Below are 20,152 nucleotides of genomic sequence, written 5' to 3' on the forward strand. Positions count from 1 at the left end.
GTTTCGATATTTTTTCGGAATTTGTTCGGCAATTGTTACCGGTTTTGGCCCTCGAGAGAGGGTTTAAACGCCTTGCAGGAAGCCACGCTCGCCGTTCCTTCCTGTTTGCCTACGAAGCTTACGCGCCACCCTTCGGCTCTATTCTGCGGTATCCGCCCACCTAAAAAAACTGGTCGGGATTTTTTTCGTGTATTTTTTCTTTTTTTAAAAATTAAACGGACATTTTTGCGTCACGGAAAGACGAATTTTATTAGGCAATTTATATAGTTTCTATTTAACGCGCTTTTATTGATTCTTTACTTCGTGATAAAACTCGACGCATTCACCCAGCCTCGAGGAGTCCATCATGACAGCTCCGGTCACGGCCACACCCGCCGATACCCGGTCCACGCAAGCTATGTCCCTGAACGTCAAGCTCAAGGTCCATCCCGTGATTCTCGCGGGCGGCTCCGGCACACGCCTGTGGCCGATGTCGCGCGAGCAATACCCGAAACAACTGATTGGTTTGCTGGGCGATGATTCGCTGTTGCAATCCACTACGCGCCGTCTCGATGGGCTCGAAGCCGGTCATCTTCTATCCGAGCAACTCGTCGTGGTGGCCAACGAAGAGCATCGCTTCACGACCGCCGAGCAGTTGCGCACGAGCGGCAAGCCGAGCCGGCTGATTCTCGAACCCGTCGGCCGCGACACCGCGCCGGCGCTCACGGTGGCCGCGCTGTCGATCGCCGCGCAGGACGAGGACGGCATCATGGTCGTGATGCCCGCCGATCATGCGGTGACCGACATCGACGGTTTTCATGCGGCGGTGGCCGCCGGCGTGCAGCATGCGGCGGCCGGTCATATCGTGACGATGGGCATCGTGCCGACGCGCGCGGAAACCGGTTACGGCTATATCCGTATCGGCGCGGCGCTCGGTACACAGCCAGGCATGCCTGACGAAACGTCTGGGAACACCGCCGGCAGGCCTGGCGCTCACCGGCTCGACCGCTTCGTCGAGAAGCCGCATCTGGAACTGGCGCAGCGCTACATCGAATCGCGGGAATACTGGTGGAACAGCGGCATTTTCATCATGCGCGCGTCGACCTGGCTGAAGGCGATCCGCTACTTCCAGCCGGCGATTTTCGAAGCGTGCGAAGCCGCGTTTGCGGGCGGCAAGGCGGACGGCGACTTCTTCCGTCTGCAACGCGACGCGTTTAGCGCCTCGCCGTCGAATTCGATCGACTACGCCGTGATGGAAAAACTGGGCAACGATCAGAGCGCCGCCTCCGGCGTGGTCGTGCCGTTGCAGGCAGGCTGGTCGGACGTGGGTTCGTGGGACGCGATCTGGGATATCTCGGACAAAGACGCCGATCAGAACGTCGGTCGCGGCCGCGTGATGTTCGAAGGTTCGAGCTCGACCTTCGCGCATTCGGAAGGACGCCTGATTGCCTGCGTGGGCACCCAGGATCTGGTGGTGGTCGAAACGGCGGACGCGATTCTGGTTGCCGACAAATCGCGCGTGCAGGACGTCAAGAAGATCGTCGGGCGGATTCGCAACGATGGCGGCCTGGAAGCGGCCAACCATCGCAAGGTGCACCGGCCGTGGGGCAACTACGACTCCGTCGACACCGGCGAGCGCTTCCAGGTCAAACGCATTGTCGTGAAGCCGGGTGCGCGGCTCTCGCTGCAAATGCATCATCACCGCGCTGAACATTGGATCGTCGTGCGCGGCACCGCGCTCGTCACGCGGGGTGAAGAGCGCTTTATCGTCTCCGAAAACGAGTCTGCTTATATTCCGCTGGGCGTCACCCACCGTCTCGAGAACCCGGGCAAGATGCCGCTCGAAATGATCGAGGTGCAGTCCGGTTCGTATCTCGGCGAAGACGACATCGTGCGCTTTGACGACACTTATGGACGTCAATGAAGCCACACCAGTGATTCACAACGGATGAAGCGGGATCCTGCGGCGGTTGCTCCTACCGGCCGCGGGGTGCTGCTATTGCTCATCCCGCGTGGGAGATGAGTTCTGTGAACGCCGGAAAACGATCTGAGGCACTGCTTTCTGTCGCTGGTGTAACGGGTGCAGCCGGTTCGCCGGGATAACGGCGTAACGGACCGCGGAACCCACCGATAGGGCCATGCAAAGGCCCGCCGTGATTCACCGTGACCGGCTCCGGCACGTGGCGCATGGCCGGCAACGTACGCGCAACCGGTGCAGCGGCATGGACGGCCGGCGCAGTGCCCGCAGCCGCCAGCGTGCGGCATTCACGGTCGATCCACTGGCGCGCCCAGTCGAGCGCGTATTGCTCCGCCGCCTGCGCATCCGCAAAGCGCGGACCGACCAGACCGGAACGCTCGACGCGTTTGCCGTCCTTCATGATCTCCGCCCATGCGCGATACATGGCGTTGGGCACCCGCTCCGCCACCACATAGATCAGATAGCCGCGCCGGTCGGCGACCTGCGTGCCGCGTGGCGCGAGGCTCATCGACAGCGGACTGCGCTGATCTTCGAACGGATGCGTGCGGCCCCCGGCCGTAGCGGCAGAGGTCAAATCGCCCATTGCCACTTCCACCGCGTCCGCTTCAGCCATGCTGGACAGCCCGGCACGCACCGCCGGGGCGGACGGCGCAGGCGGCGCATACCCCACGCCGGACAACTGGCGCGTGATGTCGGCGATCGGGTCGGCCGAACGCCAGTTGCTCAGGCTGCTCGACATGCTGCCGGGCGCTTGCCACGACTCGGGGCTCTTCCAGGACACGCCACGCAGGTTGTCGTCGCGCGCGCTGGGGGGCGCGGCTACCGGTGCTGCAGGTTTGGCCGCGACGGGCGGCGCCGGTTGCGGGACGTACGCGAAGGTGCGCCCGGTTTGGGATAAGAGCCGAACCATCTCGAGAAGCGTGCCGTTCAATTGCCATTCTTCAAAACGGCGCCGGCAAGTGGGACCCGACGGATAGCGGCCTGGCAGCTTCGACCAGGGTTCGCCAGTTGTCAGAATCCACAGGACGGCATTCGCCACGATGCGTGGTTCGGCGCGCGGCCGGCCGCGTCGGTTCAGACGGACGGCCGGCTCATCGGAGACAAGCGCTGCCAGCAGCGCCCATTCTTCATTGCTTAGCTCATCGAAAAACATTGGGTTCTCCACGCAGCCTGGCCGGGCCGCGGCTTTGGACTGCCACGGATTCAACTTTCACGATCCGTGTGCAGCCCGCGGTTGCACAAATTTGTTTTGTACGTTCTGTCTGTCGGTCACCGCCGCACTGGCTTAGTGCGGTTTGTCCCTATTGCGAAGCACAAAACGTGGTCTCACTCGTGCATGGGAGAATTTGTGCACGAAGCATACCACCACCAGGGTTTGCGTGAATATCGTCGAGACAAGTGTTACGGATGGAAACAATCTTGTCCTTTTTGCTGCGTCATTTCTCGAATTGCCGTAACAGAAAGGCGGCTGGTTCCGGCGACGAAACCGGCTATTGGGCGGCGAAACGGCAAAAAATCAGCGGCGAATAGGCTTTATGAAATCGGCGAAATGCGCGGTGATTCATTTTGAGGCACCTGCAACGATTTTTGGCGGGTGATGCAGCTCACCCGGGCATCGCGCCGACGGTGTTTCCACGTGACCGGCGCGATGCGATGGGACGAGCGAACGGCAGCGCTCACGCGTGCATTCGCATCAGGGTTCAGGTTGCGCGAAAGATGCTCGCGGCATGGCTTCTAGCGCACCGGTTGCGACGCGTGCGTACCCACCACGGTCATCCATGGCCGCACGCGCCAGCGCGTCACGAGCCCCTCGAGCACATACGGATCGGCCTCGGCAAAGGCTTTGGCGGCAGCGGGCGAGTCGCCTTCGAAGAGCAGCACGGCGGTGTCGACCGGTTCGCTCAGCGCGCCGGCGAGTTGCAATTCGCCGCGTTCGGCCGCCGCCCATGCATGCTTAAGATGTTCGTCGCGATACGCGCCGCGACGTTCGAGGTAGTCGGATACGAGGTCGTACATCAACAGGTAGTGCATGGCGAAGCCTCCTTGGCGTGTGTGATAGACGGGACGGCAGCCCCTCCTCGCACAGAATTCGAGTCAATATTACCCCGTGATCGCCGGCGGGATTTTCTGCGTATTTCTTATTCAATTGTCCGCACGCACAATGCGGATTGCATTGCCAAATCTTTCCGCATTCATCGTGAATGACAGCGATGTGATCCGGTTGAATTCGCCCGGTCAATTAATCTGGAATGCATAACATAATTCAACACTGCTACGATCCATCCGTTCGCGCACTGTGGGCAGCCCTCCCTGCCGGGCAAGGAAGGCCCGGTAGGGAAAACCAGCGTCACGGCTTGTCAACCGGAATGCGCTTTTGTCCGTTCTGGCAGACAGCAATTGCAATAACGTGCATGCCGATGGGCCCTGAATGCCGTTGACGCCCATGCGCATGACAACCAAAAACGTTTTCATCACCGAAGGGAGTGTCACATGAAGATCCAATCCGCAATCGCTACGCTGGTGTTGGGCGCGGTTCTCGTTTCGCCGGCGTTCGCGCAGAACAGCCAGCAAACGAAAATGGCCGACTGTAACAAGCAGGCCGGCGACAAGAAGGGCGACGAGCGCAAGGCCTTCATGAAGACCTGCCTGTCGGCAAAGCCGGCCGCCGCCGCCGCGCCGATGAGCCAGCAGGACAAGATGAAGGCATGCAACACGCAAGCCACCGGCAAGAAAGGCGACGACCGCAAGGCGTTCATGAAGTCGTGCCTGTCGTCCGCGCCGGCTAATTAAGCGCAAGGCGCTTCGCTACTGCTCGCTTGAACGGGGCCGCGCCGTTTTTCGGCGCGGCCCCGGCCTTTTTCCCGCATCCTTCTTCCTGCCCCGCCCCTCTCGCAGTCCATCCGCACGAACGTACCGTTTTTCTTCTATGATGGCTGCGGAGACGGCCCACCCCCACACAACATTAGACGGGCCGCCATCTTGTCGTTGATGCCGCAGAGCATCGATCGGAGGCAAGGATGGTATCGAAGCGTAAAAACCGCTGGTTGAGGCGGTGGCTGGTCGTCATCATATTCTGGGCAGTGCCGGTAGCGATCGTCGCGGTCAGCGAGATCAGGGAGGAAATGGCGTATAACACCGTCGACCTCGAGCGCGCGCTGACCACCTGGAATTTCACCGACGCACAACGCGCCGCCGGCGCGCCCGCGCGCTGCCACGGCAAGCCCGACGAAGCGCAGGCAGCCGGCTGCCCGGCCGACGTGCTGGCCGCCAATGCGCCGCGCCAGCAGGATGCCCGCAACGAATACAGCGTGCGCCGCTCCACCCTCTTCGCTTACCTCTGGCACGCCTTCGTCGGCTACTGGATCGTGCCGGCCATCACGTTGCTCCTGATCGGCGCCGTGATCGGTGTCATCCGCCGGGCATTGCGGCGGCCACCGGTGAAAAGCCCGGCGAACAATGGCTGACAGGCTGGCTGAAAAAGCAGCCTGTTGCGGCATCCGGGCAACACTTTCAATTCAATTTCAGCGCAAATCGTACCGCGCAAAAATCGGTAAAAACGGGCGTTTCGCGTAGCTGGAACGCCCGTCTCGTCGTGCGAACTCATACCGGACATGGTTCTGCCGAGCCCCACTCGAACGCGCTGTCCAAGCGGATTTAAACACTCGCTTACGGTCGGTCAAATTTACAGCGCAGCGTCTTGATATTCGGCGCAAAGCCCCGCTGCATAAGGCTTTTCGCGAGAGCTCGCAGCGCACCCGTTACGCTTGCCTGTGATATAACTCAAAGGCAACCCGGCAACACATACGAGGTTGCGCCTAGGAACCATGATGGAGAAAAACGATGCAAAGACGAAACTTCATGCTGAAGACTACCGCTGCGCTCGCTTTCGGAGGCCTTGCACTCGCCGGTTGCACGACGAGCGGGAGCAGCCATGACACACCCTCCACTGATGCATCCAAACGCAAGTCGATCGACGCCAGCGTCGACGGCACCATGTCGCGGCTGTTCACCACGGTGACGGGTTCGCGCGAACTCGTGTCGAAAGCGCGCGGCGTGCTCGTGTTCCCGTCGGTGCTGCAAGCGGGCTTCATCGTCGGCGGCCAGTATGGCGAAGGCGCGCTGCGCGTAGGCGGCGGCACGGTCGGCTACTACAGCACGGTTTCCGGTTCGTTCGGTCTGCAGGCCGGTGCACAGTCGAAGGCCATCGTCTTCCTGTTCATGACGCAGGATTCGCTCGACAAATTCCGCAATTCGGACGGCTGGGCGGTGGGCGCCGACGCATCCGTCGCGCTGGTGAAGGTCGGCGCGAACGGCGCGATCGACACGACCACGGCGACGGCGCCGGTCGAAGTGTTCGTGCTGACCAATGCCGGCTTGATGGCCGATGTGTCGCTTAACGGCACCAAGGTATCGCGCCTGAAGATCTAAGCGCGCTGCCGGTCTGCGCAGTCGTCGGAGTCTGCGTTCCATCCGCTGGTTTCGCACGCAGCGGTGGCCGGGTCAGACGCGGTCCATGTTCCATCATGGCAGGCGCCGGGCTGCGTGCCTGATGCGCACAACGGCAATAAAAAAAACGGCGATGCGCGCTGCACCGCCGTTCTTTTTTACGCTGCCGCCCGCCTCGACCCAACACAACTCAACGCGGCTCAACGCAACTCAGCTCCCCGACGTATCGATCACCTTGAAGCGCGAGCGTTTCTGCGCGCGAATCACCGATTGATACGCATCCACATATTGCTGGGCCATCCGGTGCGACGTGAAGCGTTCCTCGAAGCGTTGCCGAACGCCCGCCCGCGGCACCTTATGCAGCCGATTCACCGCCGCCACCGCGCCGATCTCGTCCTCGACGATGAAGCCTGTCACGCCGTCGTCCAGCACTTCGGGCACCGAGCCGCGATTGAACGCGATCACCGGCGTGCCACACGCCATCGCCTCGATCATCACCAGACCGAAAGGTTCCGGCCAGTCGATCGGGAAGAGCAGCGCATGCGCGCCGGACAGGAATTCGGCCTTCTGGTTATCCGCGATTTCGCCGATGAACTCGACGTACGGCAGATCCAGCAAAGGCCGGATGTCGCGTTCGAAGTACTCGCGGTCGGCGGCATCGACTTTCGCGGCGATGCGAATCTGCATCCCGCAGCGGCCGGCGATCCGGATCGCCGTGTCGACACGCTTTTCCGGCGAGATGCGACCGAGAAACGCGAGGTACTTCTGCTCGACCGGTTGCGGCGTGTAGAGCTGCTCCGGCAAGCCGTGATAAACGGTGGTGAGCCACTTGGCCTGCGGCAACGGATGACGCTGCGCGTTCGAAATCGAGATCACCGGCGCGGTGTTGAAGGTGTCGAACACCGGCTGCTGCTCGGGCAAATCGAGGCGGCCGTGCATCGTCGTGACGAACGGCGTGTCCTGGCGCTTGAAGACCGAAAACGAGTAGTAATCGAGGTGGAAATGCAGCACGTCGAAATCTTCGGCCTGACGGCGCACCAGTTCCATCAACAGCATATGGGGAGCGATGCGGTCGCGAATACCCGGGTCCAGACGCAACGCGCGCGGCCATACCGGTTCGAGCTTCGCGCTGGTGACGGAATCGCCGCTCGCGAACAGCGTCACGTCATGGCCGAGATCGACCAGCGCCTCGGTGATGTACGACACGACGCGCTCCGTGCCGCCGTATAGCTTCGGCGGCACCGATTCGGTCAAAGGGGCGATCTGCGCAATCTTCATTTTTTGTCTCCGTGAACTGGCGGCTTTGGCCGCTTTTTGGCCTGCGGCGGTGCGCATGACGGGCACATCAGCGGCGCTGAGTATGGCCGCGCCGGTACCTCCGATCAATGCAACGGACGCCGCGCGTCCGCCTGCACCATCCGCATCAAAGCATTATTCACCAGGACGGAACGAAAAAGTCCTTGGCCTTTCAATTCCTCGGCGCTGTTACATTCAACTTACATCCGGCGCCGCGCCCTTTATGCTCGTTATGCTCTTTATCGTGCCGGCCACTTCCACGCCGGCAGGCCGTGATCGTCCACATCCGCAATACGCGTGGCGCCGAAGTGTTTTTCGAGCACGATCGACTGACTGTCGTCCTCCCGCTCGAGCGCCGCGATCAACCGCGCCGCATGCGACACCACCAGCACCTGGGAATGCACGGAAGCCCGCGCGATCAGACGCGCAAGCGCCGGCAGCAGATCCGGATGCAGACTCGTCTCCGGTTCATTGAGCACCAGCAGCGCGGGCGGACGCGGCGTCAACAGCGCCGCGACCAGCAGCAAATAGCGCAAGGTGCCGTCCGACAACTCCGCGCCTTTCAGCGGTCGCAGCAGGCCGTGCTGCTGCATCGTCACTTCGAAGCGGCCGTCCTGGGTGGCGACGTCGAGGCGCGAACCAGGGAAAGCATCGTCGATGGAGGCATCCAGCGCGGCCGGATCGCCGATCTCGCGAATGGTTTGCAAGGCGGCCGCGAGGTCCGCGCCGTCGTTGGACAGCACCGGGGTGTGCGTGCCGATCTGAGGAAGGCGCACCGCCGCTTCGGCATCCGTGCGGAAATGGTCGTAGAAACGCCACGAGCGGATCTGCTCGCGCACCGTGATCATCTCCGGCGCGGTGCGCGGGTCGGAGAACTCCGTCATCATGCTGTCGAAGCTCGCGACGGGTTGCGCAATAGTCTGCCAGTCGCGTTCGTCATCGCGCGTATGAATCGCCGGACCGCGCCGGTCGACCAGCAGCGCCGACGGCCGCAACACGGGGCCGCTCCAGATGCATTCGCGCTTGATCGTGGGATCGAGCGGGAACCGTGTGGCCTGATCGAGCTGCGGCAACCCCAGATCGATCGCATAACCGAATTCATCGCCGGAAAAACCGAGCCGCAGACTCACCGGTTCCTTGCGGCGCGTGCCCTCGACAGCAGACTCACCCGCCAGCATCGCGCGCGAGAAGCGTTCAGGCCCGGCCCATAAAGTCGATTGCAAGCCGCCCTCGCGCGCCAGCGACGTAATCACGCCGCCGCGTGCAGTCTCAGCCAGCAGCCGCAGCGCGCGATACACGCTCGATTTGCCGCTGCCATTCGCGCCGGTGATCACATTCAGGCGGCCGAGCGGCACGATCAACTCGCGCAGCGACCGGTACCCCGCGATGGCTAAAGTGGTCAACATGCCGCCCCCCATCGGTCAAACGCGCGCCGCGGCACGCCCGGTAACGCAACCTCGCTCATACGCACCATCAGTTATGCCCGCCTCCGTTACCCGGTTGTTGCACCGGCACGCTGCGCAAATCGTTCAGGAACGTATCGCGCCATACGCCGAGATCGTTCTTGCGCAGCGCCGCCATATTGATCTCGTGACGCCGCTGGCGCGCATCGAGCGGCATCTGCAAGGCACGCTGCAGGGCCTCGCACATGCCGATCGCGTCATGCGGATTGACCAGCAACGCGCCGGTCAGCTCCGCCGCCGCGCCGGCGAAAATCGACAAAACTAACACGCCCGGATCGTCCGGATTCTGCGCGGCGACATACTCCTTGGCGACCAGATTCATCCCGTCGTGCAACGGCGTGACAAAGCCGATCTGCGACTCGCGAAACAGCGACATCAGCTTCCAGCGGTCGTACTGCTGATTCAGATAGCGGATCGGCGTGTAGTCGAGGCCTGAGTAACGGCCGTTGATGCGCCCCGCTTCGTATTCCAGATCCTGACGGATCTTCTGATAGGTGGCGACGTCCGAGCGGGTCGGCGGCGCGATCTGCACCAGCGTGACGTTGCCGCGCCATTCGGGCGAGCGCTCCAGCAGATGCTCGAACGCGCGAAATCGTTCGACCAGTCCCTTCGAATAATCGAGCCGGTCGACGCTCATGATCAGCTTGCGCCCCTCCAGACTCTGCTTCAGGTCGAGCACGTGCTGACGGCTTTCATAGCGTTTCGCCTGCTCGGCGATTTCGTCCGGGAACACGCCGATCCGATAGACGCCGGTGCGCAGCTTGCGGCCGAATGCCTCGACGTGACCGTCCGCGCTCACGGTGCCGCGCGCATGGCGCGTCACGTAGTCATGAAAAGCGAGTTGATCGGTCGACGTCTGAAAGCCCAGCAGGTCGTAGCACGACAGCGACTTCACCAGCTCTTCGTGCGGCGGAATGTTGAGCAGAATCTGCGGCGAGGGAAACGGAATGTGCAGGAAGAAACCGATCCGGTTCGTGATGCCTTCAGCGCGCAGCGCTTCGGCGAACGGGATCAGATGGTAGTCGTGAACCCAGATCACATCGTCGGGTTCGAGCAGCTTGATCAGCTTGTGCGCGAGCCACGCGTTCACGCGCCGGTAGCCCGCATATTCGTCGCGCTCGTAGCGCGCGAGATCGTTGCGGTAGTGGGACACCGGCCACAGCGTCGCGTTCGAAAAGCCGCGATAGTACTGGTCGTAGTCCTTGCGCGTGAGGCCGACGGTCGCGAACGTCACCGCGCCGTCCTGCTCCAGATTCGGACCGGCATTGGCGACGGTTTCGCTCACCACGTCGCCGCTCCAGCCGAACCACACGCCCCCTGCGTCCTTCAACGCGCCGAACACGCCGACCGCGAGGCCGCCCGCCGATCCTCTGGTTTCCGTCGGCGTTGCAACGCGATTCGACACGACGATCAATCGGCCCATTCCGGTTGTCCTCCCTGGTTCGCGCGGCGCGGCATGTGCGCTTCGGGCGCTTCGTTTCAGGCGCTTCGTTTCAGGCGCTTCAGTCACCGCAACACTTTGGTGACGTAAAGCCGACCAGCCACACGAAGCCGCGCCAGATTCGTGGATCAGATGGACTGTTCGACCGCCTGGGTGCCCGATCGGTTGCACTCATTTGGCACACGCGCTGGCACATGAGCTGAGACACGCGCTGGCACATGCGCCGACACCGCAGTGGCACCCCGGCCCGCAGCTGCACGCGAGCGTCTCCAGCTATGCCTTTTCCTTGGGCCGGTAAGGCGGACTGGCCGTCTGCGAATGGCCGACGCGACTCGCTACCGGATCGGCTTCCGTGTGCGCCACGGTACTGCCAGCGGGCGTCTGCGTGCCGCGCGGCATCCAGCTGAGCGGCTCGCCTTTGCCGGTTTCCAGCTCGGCCGATACGTCGGCGCGCGCCCTCGGCAAGTACTGCGGATAGTGCTTCTGAATGAAGTCGAGCAGCCCCTCGCGGACCCGGCAGCGCAAGTCCCAGTTCAGGCCGGAATCGAGCGAACTGACCAGCGCGCGCAGTTGCATCGAGCGCTCCGTGCCGTCGGTGACTTGCAGCACCTGCACGCGACGATCCCACTCGGGCGCGCCCTCGACGATGCGTGCGAGCTCTTCGCGCAGCGGCGCGAGCGGCATCCGGTAATCGACGTACAGAAACACCGTGCCGATGATCTGCGAACTGCTGCGCGTCCAGTTCGAAAACGGGTTCTCGATGAACCATTGCAGCGGCACGATCAGCCGCCGCTGATCCCACAAACGCACCGACACATACGTGCCGGTGATTTCCTCGATACGCCCCCACTCGCCCTGGATCACCACGACGTCGTCGAGCCGGATCGGTTGCGAGAGCGCGATCTGCAAACCCGCGATCAGGTTGCCGAGCACCGGCCGCGCCGCAATACCGGCGACCAGCCCGGCGACGCCCGCGGACGCCAGCAAACTGGCGCCGATCTGCCGCACATTCGGAAACGTCATCAGCGCGCCGCCCACGCCGACGATCACGATCACCAGCATCACCGAGCGCGCCAGTACCCGCGCCTGCGTATGGATGCGGCGCGCCTGCAGGTTATCGGCGGTATCGAGCGGATGGGCCTGGATGATCGCCTCGCCGATCGCCGCCGCCAAGCGCACCGACAGCCACGTGAGCGCGCCGATTAGCACCATCGCGGCGGCGTCGCGCAGCGGTGTGATGAAGATGAGCGTGTCGGGCGCCTCCCACCAGACGGCTTCCAGCACGAGGATCACGAGGACGAACAGCGACGGTTTGTCGATATAGCGCAGCACGACGCTGGTGAGCGGATACGGCCGCGCGATCCGCATGACGATGCGCGCGCCGATTCGATGGATGCCGATAGCCAGCAGCACCGCGATCACCGAGACGAACAAGGCGCCGAGCCACGTATGTAGCGGCGCTTCCGCGATACGGCTCAATTCGTCGAAAGTGGGCATGAAGAGCGTTTTCCTCCTGGTGAGTGGAAACGGAACCGGTGTCAGGGTTATTACATGATGCGCGCCGCGCGGGACAGGCCACCGGGTAGGCCGCGAACAGGCGGCAAGCAGCCCCTTTCGCGGGCGCTAGCGTCGAGGCTCCGCCCGGCGGATGACACTGACGCGCCCGCAACAGCGGCGCGCCGGCTATGCATGGATGCATCTGCCGCGCCTGAACGGAGGGCCTGTGCAAGTTTTAGGCGTTGGTCCGTCCGGACTGGGAAAGGTGTCCGGGCCGGGCTGCTTCTGAAAGCGCGCGGCCGGGGGTTTTAACCGGCATCGAGCCGGGTTGAAACAGTACAGGTCAAGCCGGCCGAACCGCCGGACGTGCCCACTGCGAGCACGCAAGCGTCAATCGCGATTCAAATCGATCAATTGCCGCTCTTGCAAGGAAACGCCTTGCCGAGCCCCAACGAGATCGCCGTACTGGCGTTATAGCCCGCGACGATCGGATTTTCCGCGATGTACTTGCGCACCGCGTCGGTGAGCTGCGCCGAGCGCGCGTCTTGCGGCAAGCAGAAGTACTGGCCGACGCGCGGCCCGGTGGTACCGCCGATCGCGTCGATCGTGTTGAAGATGCCGTCCGCGGCGCCTTCGATATACGCGGCACACGCGCTACGCGACGCCACATCGGTCTTGGTGCACAGCTTGTTGAGGTCGCCTCCCGTAAACGCAGCTGCCGATAGCGGTACGGCAAGCGCGCTGGCGAAAATCAAAGCCCGCAGCATGGTGTTCCTTCCAGGGTGTTTATCAGGCGGTCTCGTGCCGCATCGAAACGGCGCGCCATGGGGCGCGCGCCAAAGTCGTTATTCTGCACTGTTTTGCGAAGCGGCAGGCGTGCCGGCGGCCGCTATCTTCTGGCAAATTTGCGCGGTCCGGCGCTCCGGCGATCCGGCGATCCGGTTTTTCCGCGCGCTTTATTTCTGCTGCATTTGCTGCAGGCGCGCAGTCAGTCCTTCGACCACGTCCGGTTCCTTATAGGTCTTCGCGAAATCGAGCGCGGTCAGGCCGATCTGGTTCTTCACAGTCAGGTCAGCGCCGTTGTCGAGCAGCAGTTTGACGGTCGACACATGGCCGCCGCGCGCGGCCATCATCAGCGGCGTGGTGCCGTTCGGCGAACCGGCGTCGACATAGGCCGAATGGTCGAGCAGCAGCTTGACGATGTCGTCGTGGCCGTTCGCCGCCGCATAGTGCAGCGGCGCCCAGCCCTTCTTGTTGACCTCCGCGTCCTTCGCGATCAGCAGCTTGACGAAGTCGATGTCGCCGTTGAGCGCCGCCATCATCATCGCGTTTTCGCCGGCCTTGTCGAGGATCTCGATGTCAGTCTTCGGGTTGGCGACCAGTGCGGCGCCGACCTTGTCCGATTTCTCACGCGCGGCCAGCACCAGCAGCGGGATGCCCTGGTTGTCCACGCTGTTCGGGTCCATGCCCTTGGCAAGCAGCTTGTTGACGCCGTCGACGTCGTCGAACTTGACCGACTTGATCAGCGAGTCGATCGGCGCCGCCTGAGCCGGCGAGGCGATCACCGAACTCAGCGCGGCGCAAACCAGCGTGGCGGCGAGCGCTACGCTGGACGCGCCGCGGCGCGCCGAACCGAAAGCGTTTTGCGCCGCCGAAGTCTGTTCAAACGCTGCGATCGAAGTCGAATTATCTTTCATATTTTGCTTTAGGAAACTTCCCTATCCTTTTGATATCTTTAAATTTTATGAATCAGACGCCGGCCGGCGCGGGGATCTTGAAGAGCCGGAAGAAGTTTTGCGTGGTCGCGGCGGCCAGCGCCGTATCCGGCATCTCGCGTTGTTGCGCGATGAACCGTCCGACATAACTGACGTACGCAGGTTCATTAGGCTTGCCGCGATACGGCACCGGCGCGAGGTACGGCGAGTCGGTTTCGATCAGGAGCCGCTCGAGCGGCACGCGGCGCGCGACGTCCTGCACGTCGGTTGCGCTCTTGAACGTGACGATGCCCGACAGCGAAATGTAAAAATTCTGCGCCAGCGCCTGTTCGGCGACCGCCCATGGCTCCGTGAAGCAATGCATCACGCCGCCCGGCTCGCTCGCGCGCTCCTCGGCCATGATGCGCAGCGTGTCTTCCGCCGACGAACGCGTGTGGATGATCAGCGGCTTTTGCGTGGCGTGCGCCGCGCGGATATGGGTGCGAAAGCGTTCGCGCTGCCATTCCATATCGGCGATCGTGCGGCCCTCCAGACGATAGTAGTCAAGCCCCGTCTCGCCGATCGCAACCACCTTCGGGTGCCTGGCGAGTTCGATCAGTTCGGCCAGGCTCGGCTCGCGCATATCCTCGTGATCCGGATGCACGCCGACCGACGCATACACGTTCGCATACTGACTGGCGATCTCCAGCACGGACGGCAGCGTCTCGAGATCCACCGACACGCACAGCGCATGCGTGACCGAATGACTGCGCATGTTCTCCAGCACCTGCGGCAGGCGGTCGGCGAGTCCTTCGAAGTTGATATGGCAGTGCGAGTCGACAAACATGGTGGTGTCCTGCTGATAAATAGCTTGAGGTGAATCAGGCAACTGCCGTGTCGAGCCGCTTGCCGAGAATCACCAGATCGCGCTCCACGCCGTCCAGCACCGCGACGCGCGGGAGCGACCCCCACGTGTCGAAACCGAAGCCGCGGAACAGGCGCAGGCTCGCTTCATTGTGGCCGAAGATAAAGCCGAGCACCGTATCGATGCCGAGCGCCGGCGCCGCCGCGAGCGAGGCGGCCAGCAACTGCTTGCCCAAGCCCTTGCCGCGCGCGCGTTCGTCCAGATAGATGCTGACTTCGGCGCTGCGCTGATAGGCCGGGCGGCCGTAGAAGTCCGAAAAGCTCAGCCACGCGATCACGCTGCCGTTTTGCGGGTCTTCCACCACCCACAGCGGGCGCTTTTGCGGACCGTGCGCGTGAAACCAAGCCAGCCGGCTTTCGACGCTGACCGGTTCCAGGTCGGCGGTGACTTGCCGCGACGGCACGGTCGAGTTGTAGATGGCGACGATCGCGGGCAGATCGTCGAGTGTGGCATCGCGATAAGAAAGGCTCATGGCGCTAGGTGAACTTGGCTAGGTGAACTTGAGATGGAAGGCAAACGGCGGTCCAGCCAGGCGGCGCGGCGCGCCACCAGGGCCGGGCGGCAACATCAACAGGCTTACGCGAACAGCTCGCGATAGCCGATAAACAGATCCTCGAACACCAGCCGAGCGTTCAGCGGATGGTTCTCCACGGCGCGCTGGCGCGTCACGGTCCGCATGAAACGCGCGAACGCGCTGGCGTCGGCCTGCGACGCGCAGCGCGTCAACGCCGCCGATGCCTGCGGAAAATAGCGCGGCGCGCCGGCCGTGCGCTGCGCCAGCAAGTCGTACATCCAGCGTTGCAGCCAGCCGAGCACCAGCGGCACCGGCAGCTTCTGCAGCGTCTCGCCGCAGGCGAAGGCGTCGCAATCCGGACCGGCGGCCAGTTGCTTCAGGGTCCAGTCGCGCAGCGCGCGGTTCTCGTCGCTGGCGAGCGCGAGCGCGGTGAGTGGCGCGCCGCCGGCTTCGGCCAGCAACGCTGGGGCTTCGGCCGCGCCTTGCGCGGCCAGCCACTGGGTCGCGACGTCCGGGGCGGGCGTGGTCATCGGCCATTGGCGGCAGCGGCTGATGATGGTCGGCAGCAAGCGGTCGATGCGCGCCGACACCATCAGGAACACGACGCCCGCCGGCGGTTCTTCCAGCGTTTTCAGAAGCGCGTTGGCCGCCGCGATGTTCAGCCCTTCGGCCGGATACAGCACGACCACGCGCGCGCCGCCGCGATGCGACCCAACGCCGACGAAATCGAGCAAGCCACGGATCTGCTCGATCTTGATTTCCTTGCTGGGCGCGCGGGTTTTCTTGCCTTCGTCGGCGTCGGCCTTGTCGGCTTTTTCGTCGGCATTGCTGGCGAGGCCCGCTTCGGCAGCCAGCGCTTCGGGCACGACGATCCGATAGTCCGGATGATTGCCCTGCGTGAACCAGTTGCATGCCACACAGGCGCCGCACGGCTCGCCATTGGCCTGCTGTGCCTCGCACAGGAGACCCTGCGCCAGATGCTGGGCAAAGCGCAGCTTGCCGATGCCAGCCTGCCCATGCAGCAACAAGGCGTGCGGCCAGTGACCGCGCAACTGTTGCAGGCGATTCCAGTCATCGGCTTGCCACGGATACATCATCGTTTCTCTTTTTAATTCAATCGGTTGACGGTGCTTGACGAGACATTACATGAATGACTTGCGCCGTTATAATGTGAAATTATATTAATTTAAAATCAAAGACTTATAATCAATTCTTCAAGCTGTTTCTGAATTCGCGCGATGCTCAGAGAAGAATCAATGATAGCGAACCGGTACGGCGCCTCTTCCGCGCGGCGCAGATATTCAGTGCGGGTGCGATTGAAAAACGCCTCCGATTCGCTCTCGAAGCGATCCGGGTCGCGCGCCGCGCTGCGCCGCTCGCTGGCGATCTCGGGCGGCAAGTCGAACAACACGGTCAGATCCGGCTGAAAGCCGCCCTGCACCCACCGCTCCAGCGTTTCGAGCTTGTCGCGCGGCAGGCCACGGCCGCCGCCCTGATAGGCGAAGGTCGCGTCGGTGAAACGGTCGGACAGCACCCAGTCGCCGCGCGCCAAGGCCGGCTCGATCACATCTGCCAGATGCTGGCGGCGCAGCGCGAACATCAGCAAGGCCTCGGTTTCGAGGTCCATCTTCTGATGCAGCACGATTTCGCGGATCTGCTCGCCGAGCGGCGTGCCGCCCGGTTCGCGCGTCATGACGACCGAGCGGCCGCCGGCCGCGACTTTCTGCTCGAGGCGCTCGCGAAACCAGGCAAGATGGGTAGTCTTGCCGGCACCGTCGATGCCCTCAAACGTGATGAATTTGCCCCGCGCCATCATTGCCCTCGAATGTATTTGTCCACGGCCTTGTTGTGATCGCCGAGGGTGTCGGAAAAGATACTGCTGCCGTCGCCGCGCGATACGAAGTACAGCGCGGTGGTTTGCGCCGGGTTCAGCGCCGCTTGCAGCGACGCGACACCGGGCAGCGAGATGGGCGTCGGCGGCAGACCCATCCGGGTGTAGGTATTGTAAGGAGTGTCGGTCTGCAGGTCTTTCTTCCTGATGCGACCGGTGTAGCTCTCGCCCATCCCGTAGATCACGGTCGGATCGGTTTGCAGCGGCATGCCCACCCGCAGACGGTTCGCGAACACCGCCGCGACCATCGGCCGGTCCAACTTGTTGCCGGTTTCTTTTTCGATGATCGACGCCATCGTCAACGCATCGTACGGCGTCCTGTACGGCAGATTGGCCGCGCGCGCGGTCCATGCTTCGTCCAGACGCAGGCGCATCAGGCGATAAGCGCGGCGGTACACGTCGAGATCGCTGGTGTTCTTGTCGAACAGATACGTGTCCGGAAAAAACAGCCCCTCGCCGTTGCCGATCGACGCTTCCGGCGCGCCGATCGCGTTCATCAGATCGGCGTCGCTCATGCCGGCCGTGTCGTGCGTGAGCGCGGGATTGGCGTCCAGTTCGGCGCGCATGCGCTTGAAGGTCCAGCCTTCGATAATCGTCGCGACGTATTCGTTGACGTCGCCGCGGGCGATTTTTTGCAGCACTTCATAGGGCGTCACGCCCGTCTTGAACTCGTAATTGCCGGATTTCAGCTCGCTCTGCAGCCCGAGCAGACGCGTCATCATGACGAACAGTTCCGGCTCGACCGGCACGCCGCCGCGGTTGAGTTGCGCCGTGACGCTGCGCAGGCTGCTATGCGGTTTGACGGTGACGTCGAGTTGCGCGGGGGTCAAATCGAGCGGGCTGTTGGCCCAGTGATATCCGCCGGCAATGGCGACGGCGGCCAGCACAACGACGATTGAGCCGGCGACGAGACATTTCTTCAGGAGGGACATGCGAAACGTGGCTGGGGTGAAGCCCATATAATACTTGCTTGCCTTAGCTAAAGTCAGAATTGACTGTTCTCCGAATCCATGAACACACCGCTCGCTACCGCTTCAGGCACCACCTCGGGCACTGTTGCCACGGCACCTTCTTCACCTGCCGGGCTCCCTGTGCTGCCGCGCCCGGCATCCGATGAATTCGACGCCGTGACGCAACAAGGCGCCTACATGCCGCTCACGCAGTTCGGCGTGATCGACGCCACCGGCGACGATGCGGCGAGCTTTCTGCACAGCCAGCTCACCAACGACACCCAGCATCTCGATGCCGCCAATGCGCGCCTCGCCGGCTACTGCTCGGCCAAGGGCCGTCTGCTGGCGTCGTTCCTGACGTGGCGCAGCGGCGAGACGATCCGCCTGCTGGTGTCTAAAGACGTGCAGGCCGCAGTGCAGAAACGGCTGTCGATGTTCGTGCTGCGCGCCAAGGCCAAACTCGTGGATGCGAGCGGCGAACTGGCGGTGGTCGGCCTCGCGGGCGACGTGCGCCGCGCGCTCTCCACCGTATTCGACGCGCTGCCGGACGGCGTGCATGTGCAGGTGGACGGCGCGGCGGGTTCGCTGATTCGCGTGCCCGATGCGCTCGACCGGCTGCGTTATCTGTGGATCGGGCCGAAGGCCGAGATCGAGGCGCGCCTGCCCTTGCTCGATGGCAAGCTCAAGCGTGTATCGCCGGCGGTGTGGGATTGGCTCGACATTCGCGCGGGCGAACCGCGCATCACGCAGCCGGTGGTCGAGCAGTTCGTGCCGCAAATGGTCAATTTCGACGTACTCGGCGCGGTGAATTTCCGCAAAGGCTGCTATCCGGGCCAAGAAGTGGTCGCGCGCAGCCAGTATCGCGGCACGATCAAGCGGCGCACATCGCTCGCGAATGTGGCGGGCGAACTGGACACGGTCAAGGCAGGCGCGGAACTGTTCCACTCGGACGATCCGGGCCAGCCGTGCGGCATGGTGGTGAACGCGGCGTCGGCGCCGGAAGGCGGCGTCGATGTGCTGGTGGAGATCAAGCTCGCGGCGCTGGAAAATGGCTCAGTGCATCTGGGCGCGGCCGACGGCCCGGGGTTGCGGTTCCTCGCGTTGCCGTATGGCTTGCCGACTGAGGTTTGATCCGCTGGACTGAAGCGGCGCGACTTCGCGCCGCTTCAGTCCACGTTTGCACGCCATTCCATCCCCACCGGGAGACCCCACCCGATGTGCCTGATCGTCTTCGACTGGCGACCTGACGCGGCCGACGGCCCGCTCTTCACGCTCGCCGCGAACCGCGACGAATTCTTTCGCCGCACGGCCGAGCCGATCAACTGGTGGCATGACGCGCCGACCGTGCTGGCCGGCCGCGATCTGGTGGGCGGCGGCACCTGGCTGGGGATGTCGCGCGACGGCCGTTTCGCCGCGCTGACCAACTACCGCGCGCCACACGAAATGCGCGCCGATGCGCCGACTCGCGGCACACTCGTCAGCGCCTGGCTCAGCGGCCCGACCAACGGAATCAGCGGAACGCACGCCACCCCGCTCGAGTATCTGCAACACGTCGCGCAAACCGGCGACATCTACAACGGCTTCAACCTGCTGATCGGCGACTGGACCCGCCGCGAACTCGGCTGGTATTGCAACCGCTCGGATATCGCGCCAATGCTGCTTGCGCCCGGCACGCACGGCATCTCGAACGCGGTGCTCGATACCGCGTGGCCGAAGCTGGTCAACAAACGCGCGGAATTGGGCGCCCTGCTCGCGCGCGATCCGATGCCGCCGCTCGAACGCCTGATCGATCTGATGCGCGACCCGCGCCTCGCCCGCGACGACGAGTTGCCGGCCACCGGCATTCCGCTCGAACGCGAACGGGCGCTGTCGGCGGCGTTTATCGAAACGCCGGAGTACGGCACGCGCGGCACCACCGCGTTGCGGGTGGTCGCGCATGGCGACGTGGTCAGCGTAGCGGTCGCCGAACGCAGCGACGACAACGGCTCGCACCGGATCGCGCGGCCCGGCGACTTCGAGCGCAGCTTCGCCTTTAATGTCGAACGCGCGATCGCCTGAAGCCTGACGCTTAAGGGAAA

The 20,152-nt window shown here is 63.4% G+C and carries 20 protein-coding genes; 6 read left to right on the plus strand and 14 right to left on the minus strand.

Annotation, left to right across the window (positions count from 1 at the left end; genetic code table 11):
- Nucleotides 1-346 precede the first annotated feature (346 nt).
- Nucleotides 347-1,903: a mannose-1-phosphate guanylyltransferase/mannose-6-phosphate isomerase gene (locus AC3WOG_RS11360; protein ID WP_492578095.1), complete on the plus strand. Its 1,557-nt coding sequence runs from the start codon at nucleotides 347-349 to the stop codon at nucleotides 1,901-1,903.
- A 79-nt stretch (nucleotides 1,904-1,982) separates the two neighbouring features.
- Here the strand turns inward: AC3WOG_RS11360 and AC3WOG_RS11365 are convergent, their stop codons facing one another.
- The 3 genes from AC3WOG_RS11365 to AC3WOG_RS11375 form a co-directional block, all read right to left on the minus strand.
- The gene (locus AC3WOG_RS11365) at nucleotides 1,983-3,110 is read right to left on the minus strand and encodes a transposase (RefSeq protein ID WP_492578096.1); all 1,128 of its coding nucleotides are present in this window, start codon (nucleotides 3,108-3,110) and stop codon (nucleotides 1,983-1,985) included.
- Between the two features lie 581 nt (nucleotides 3,111-3,691).
- Complete coding sequence (locus tag AC3WOG_RS11370; RefSeq protein WP_492578097.1) at nucleotides 3,692-3,988, minus strand: YciI-like protein; 297 nt, start codon at nucleotides 3,986-3,988, stop codon at nucleotides 3,692-3,694.
- A 204-nt stretch (nucleotides 3,989-4,192) separates the two neighbouring features.
- A complete protein-coding gene (locus tag AC3WOG_RS11375; RefSeq protein ID WP_492578098.1) occupies nucleotides 4,193-4,447 on the minus strand; it encodes a hypothetical protein in 255 nt (84 codons plus the stop codon).
- On the opposite strand from AC3WOG_RS11375, the gene AC3WOG_RS11380 reads away from it, so the two are divergent.
- The 3 genes from AC3WOG_RS11380 to AC3WOG_RS11390 all read left to right on the plus strand — a co-directional run bounded on the left by AC3WOG_RS11380 (nucleotide 4,448) and on the right by AC3WOG_RS11390 (nucleotide 6,385).
- Nucleotides 4,448-4,747 (plus strand): PsiF family protein, encoded by a 300-nt coding sequence (locus tag AC3WOG_RS11380; RefSeq protein WP_492578099.1) that lies wholly within the window; start codon nucleotides 4,448-4,450, stop codon nucleotides 4,745-4,747. It begins immediately after the preceding gene.
- A 227-nt stretch (nucleotides 4,748-4,974) separates the two neighbouring features.
- Nucleotides 4,975-5,421: a hypothetical protein gene (locus AC3WOG_RS11385; protein ID WP_492578100.1), complete on the plus strand. Its 447-nt coding sequence runs from the start codon at nucleotides 4,975-4,977 to the stop codon at nucleotides 5,419-5,421.
- Between the two features lie 376 nt (nucleotides 5,422-5,797).
- Nucleotides 5,798-6,385 (plus strand): BPSL1445 family SYLF domain-containing lipoprotein, encoded by a 588-nt coding sequence (locus AC3WOG_RS11390; protein WP_492578101.1) that lies wholly within the window; start codon nucleotides 5,798-5,800, stop codon nucleotides 6,383-6,385.
- Nucleotides 6,386-6,613: 228 nt separating this feature from the next.
- Here AC3WOG_RS11390 and AC3WOG_RS11395 read toward each other — a convergent pair whose 3' ends face one another.
- The 11 genes from AC3WOG_RS11395 to mltG all read right to left on the minus strand — a co-directional run bounded on the left by AC3WOG_RS11395 (nucleotide 6,614) and on the right by mltG (nucleotide 18,056).
- Nucleotides 6,614-7,681, minus strand: a complete 1,068-nt coding sequence (locus tag AC3WOG_RS11395; RefSeq protein ID WP_492578102.1) for a glycosyltransferase family 4 protein — start codon at nucleotides 7,679-7,681, stop codon at nucleotides 6,614-6,616.
- A gap of 257 nt (nucleotides 7,682-7,938) precedes the next feature.
- Nucleotides 7,939-9,105: an AAA family ATPase gene (locus tag AC3WOG_RS11400; RefSeq protein ID WP_492578103.1), complete on the minus strand. Its 1,167-nt coding sequence runs from the start codon at nucleotides 9,103-9,105 to the stop codon at nucleotides 7,939-7,941.
- Nucleotides 9,106-9,172: 67 nt separating this feature from the next.
- Nucleotides 9,173-10,585, minus strand: coding sequence for an alpha,alpha-trehalose-phosphate synthase (UDP-forming) (gene otsA / locus AC3WOG_RS11405; protein WP_492578104.1), 1,413 nt, complete (start codon nucleotides 10,583-10,585; stop codon nucleotides 9,173-9,175).
- Nucleotides 10,586-10,876: 291 nt separating this feature from the next.
- Nucleotides 10,877-12,100 carry a mechanosensitive ion channel family protein gene (locus tag AC3WOG_RS11410; protein ID WP_492578105.1) on the minus strand — a complete coding sequence of 408 codons (1,224 nt, stop codon included), beginning with the start codon at nucleotides 12,098-12,100 and terminating at the stop codon, nucleotides 10,877-10,879.
- 410 nt (nucleotides 12,101-12,510) lie between these two features.
- Nucleotides 12,511-12,867, minus strand: a complete 357-nt coding sequence (locus AC3WOG_RS11415; protein WP_035550226.1) for a Rap1a/Tai family immunity protein — start codon at nucleotides 12,865-12,867, stop codon at nucleotides 12,511-12,513.
- A 189-nt stretch (nucleotides 12,868-13,056) separates the two neighbouring features.
- Nucleotides 13,057-13,797 (minus strand): ankyrin repeat domain-containing protein, encoded by a 741-nt coding sequence (locus AC3WOG_RS11420; protein ID WP_492578106.1) that lies wholly within the window; start codon nucleotides 13,795-13,797, stop codon nucleotides 13,057-13,059.
- Between the two features lie 52 nt (nucleotides 13,798-13,849).
- Complete coding sequence (locus AC3WOG_RS11425; protein WP_492578107.1) at nucleotides 13,850-14,641, minus strand: TatD family hydrolase; 792 nt, start codon at nucleotides 14,639-14,641, stop codon at nucleotides 13,850-13,852.
- A 34-nt stretch (nucleotides 14,642-14,675) separates the two neighbouring features.
- Nucleotides 14,676-15,191 carry a GNAT family N-acetyltransferase gene (locus AC3WOG_RS11430; protein ID WP_492578108.1) on the minus strand — a complete coding sequence of 172 codons (516 nt, stop codon included), beginning with the start codon at nucleotides 15,189-15,191 and terminating at the stop codon, nucleotides 14,676-14,678.
- A gap of 104 nt (nucleotides 15,192-15,295) precedes the next feature.
- Nucleotides 15,296-16,330, minus strand: coding sequence for a DNA polymerase III subunit delta' (locus AC3WOG_RS11435; protein ID WP_492578109.1), 1,035 nt, complete (start codon nucleotides 16,328-16,330; stop codon nucleotides 15,296-15,298).
- A gap of 95 nt (nucleotides 16,331-16,425) precedes the next feature.
- On the minus strand, nucleotides 16,426-17,046 hold the full coding sequence (gene tmk, locus AC3WOG_RS11440; RefSeq protein ID WP_492579781.1) for a dTMP kinase: 621 nt from the start codon (nucleotides 17,044-17,046) through the stop codon (nucleotides 16,426-16,428).
- Complete coding sequence (gene mltG, locus AC3WOG_RS11445) at nucleotides 17,046-18,056, minus strand: endolytic transglycosylase MltG (protein WP_492579782.1); 1,011 nt, start codon at nucleotides 18,054-18,056, stop codon at nucleotides 17,046-17,048. The genes tmk and mltG overlap by 1 nt, the downstream gene beginning before the upstream one ends.
- A gap of 78 nt (nucleotides 18,057-18,134) precedes the next feature.
- Here mltG and ygfZ point away from each other — a divergent pair, with 78 nt between their 5' ends.
- Nucleotides 18,135-19,205: a CAF17-like 4Fe-4S cluster assembly/insertion protein YgfZ gene (ygfZ, locus tag AC3WOG_RS11450; protein ID WP_492578110.1), complete on the plus strand. Its 1,071-nt coding sequence runs from the start codon at nucleotides 18,135-18,137 to the stop codon at nucleotides 19,203-19,205.
- 84 nt (nucleotides 19,206-19,289) lie between these two features.
- Entirely contained in the window at nucleotides 19,290-20,132 is an 843-nt protein-coding gene (locus tag AC3WOG_RS11455) for an NRDE family protein (protein WP_492578111.1), read from the plus strand.
- Nucleotides 20,133-20,152 lie beyond the last annotated feature (20 nt).

Source organism: Paraburkholderia sp. FW306-02-B (assembly GCF_058782725.1).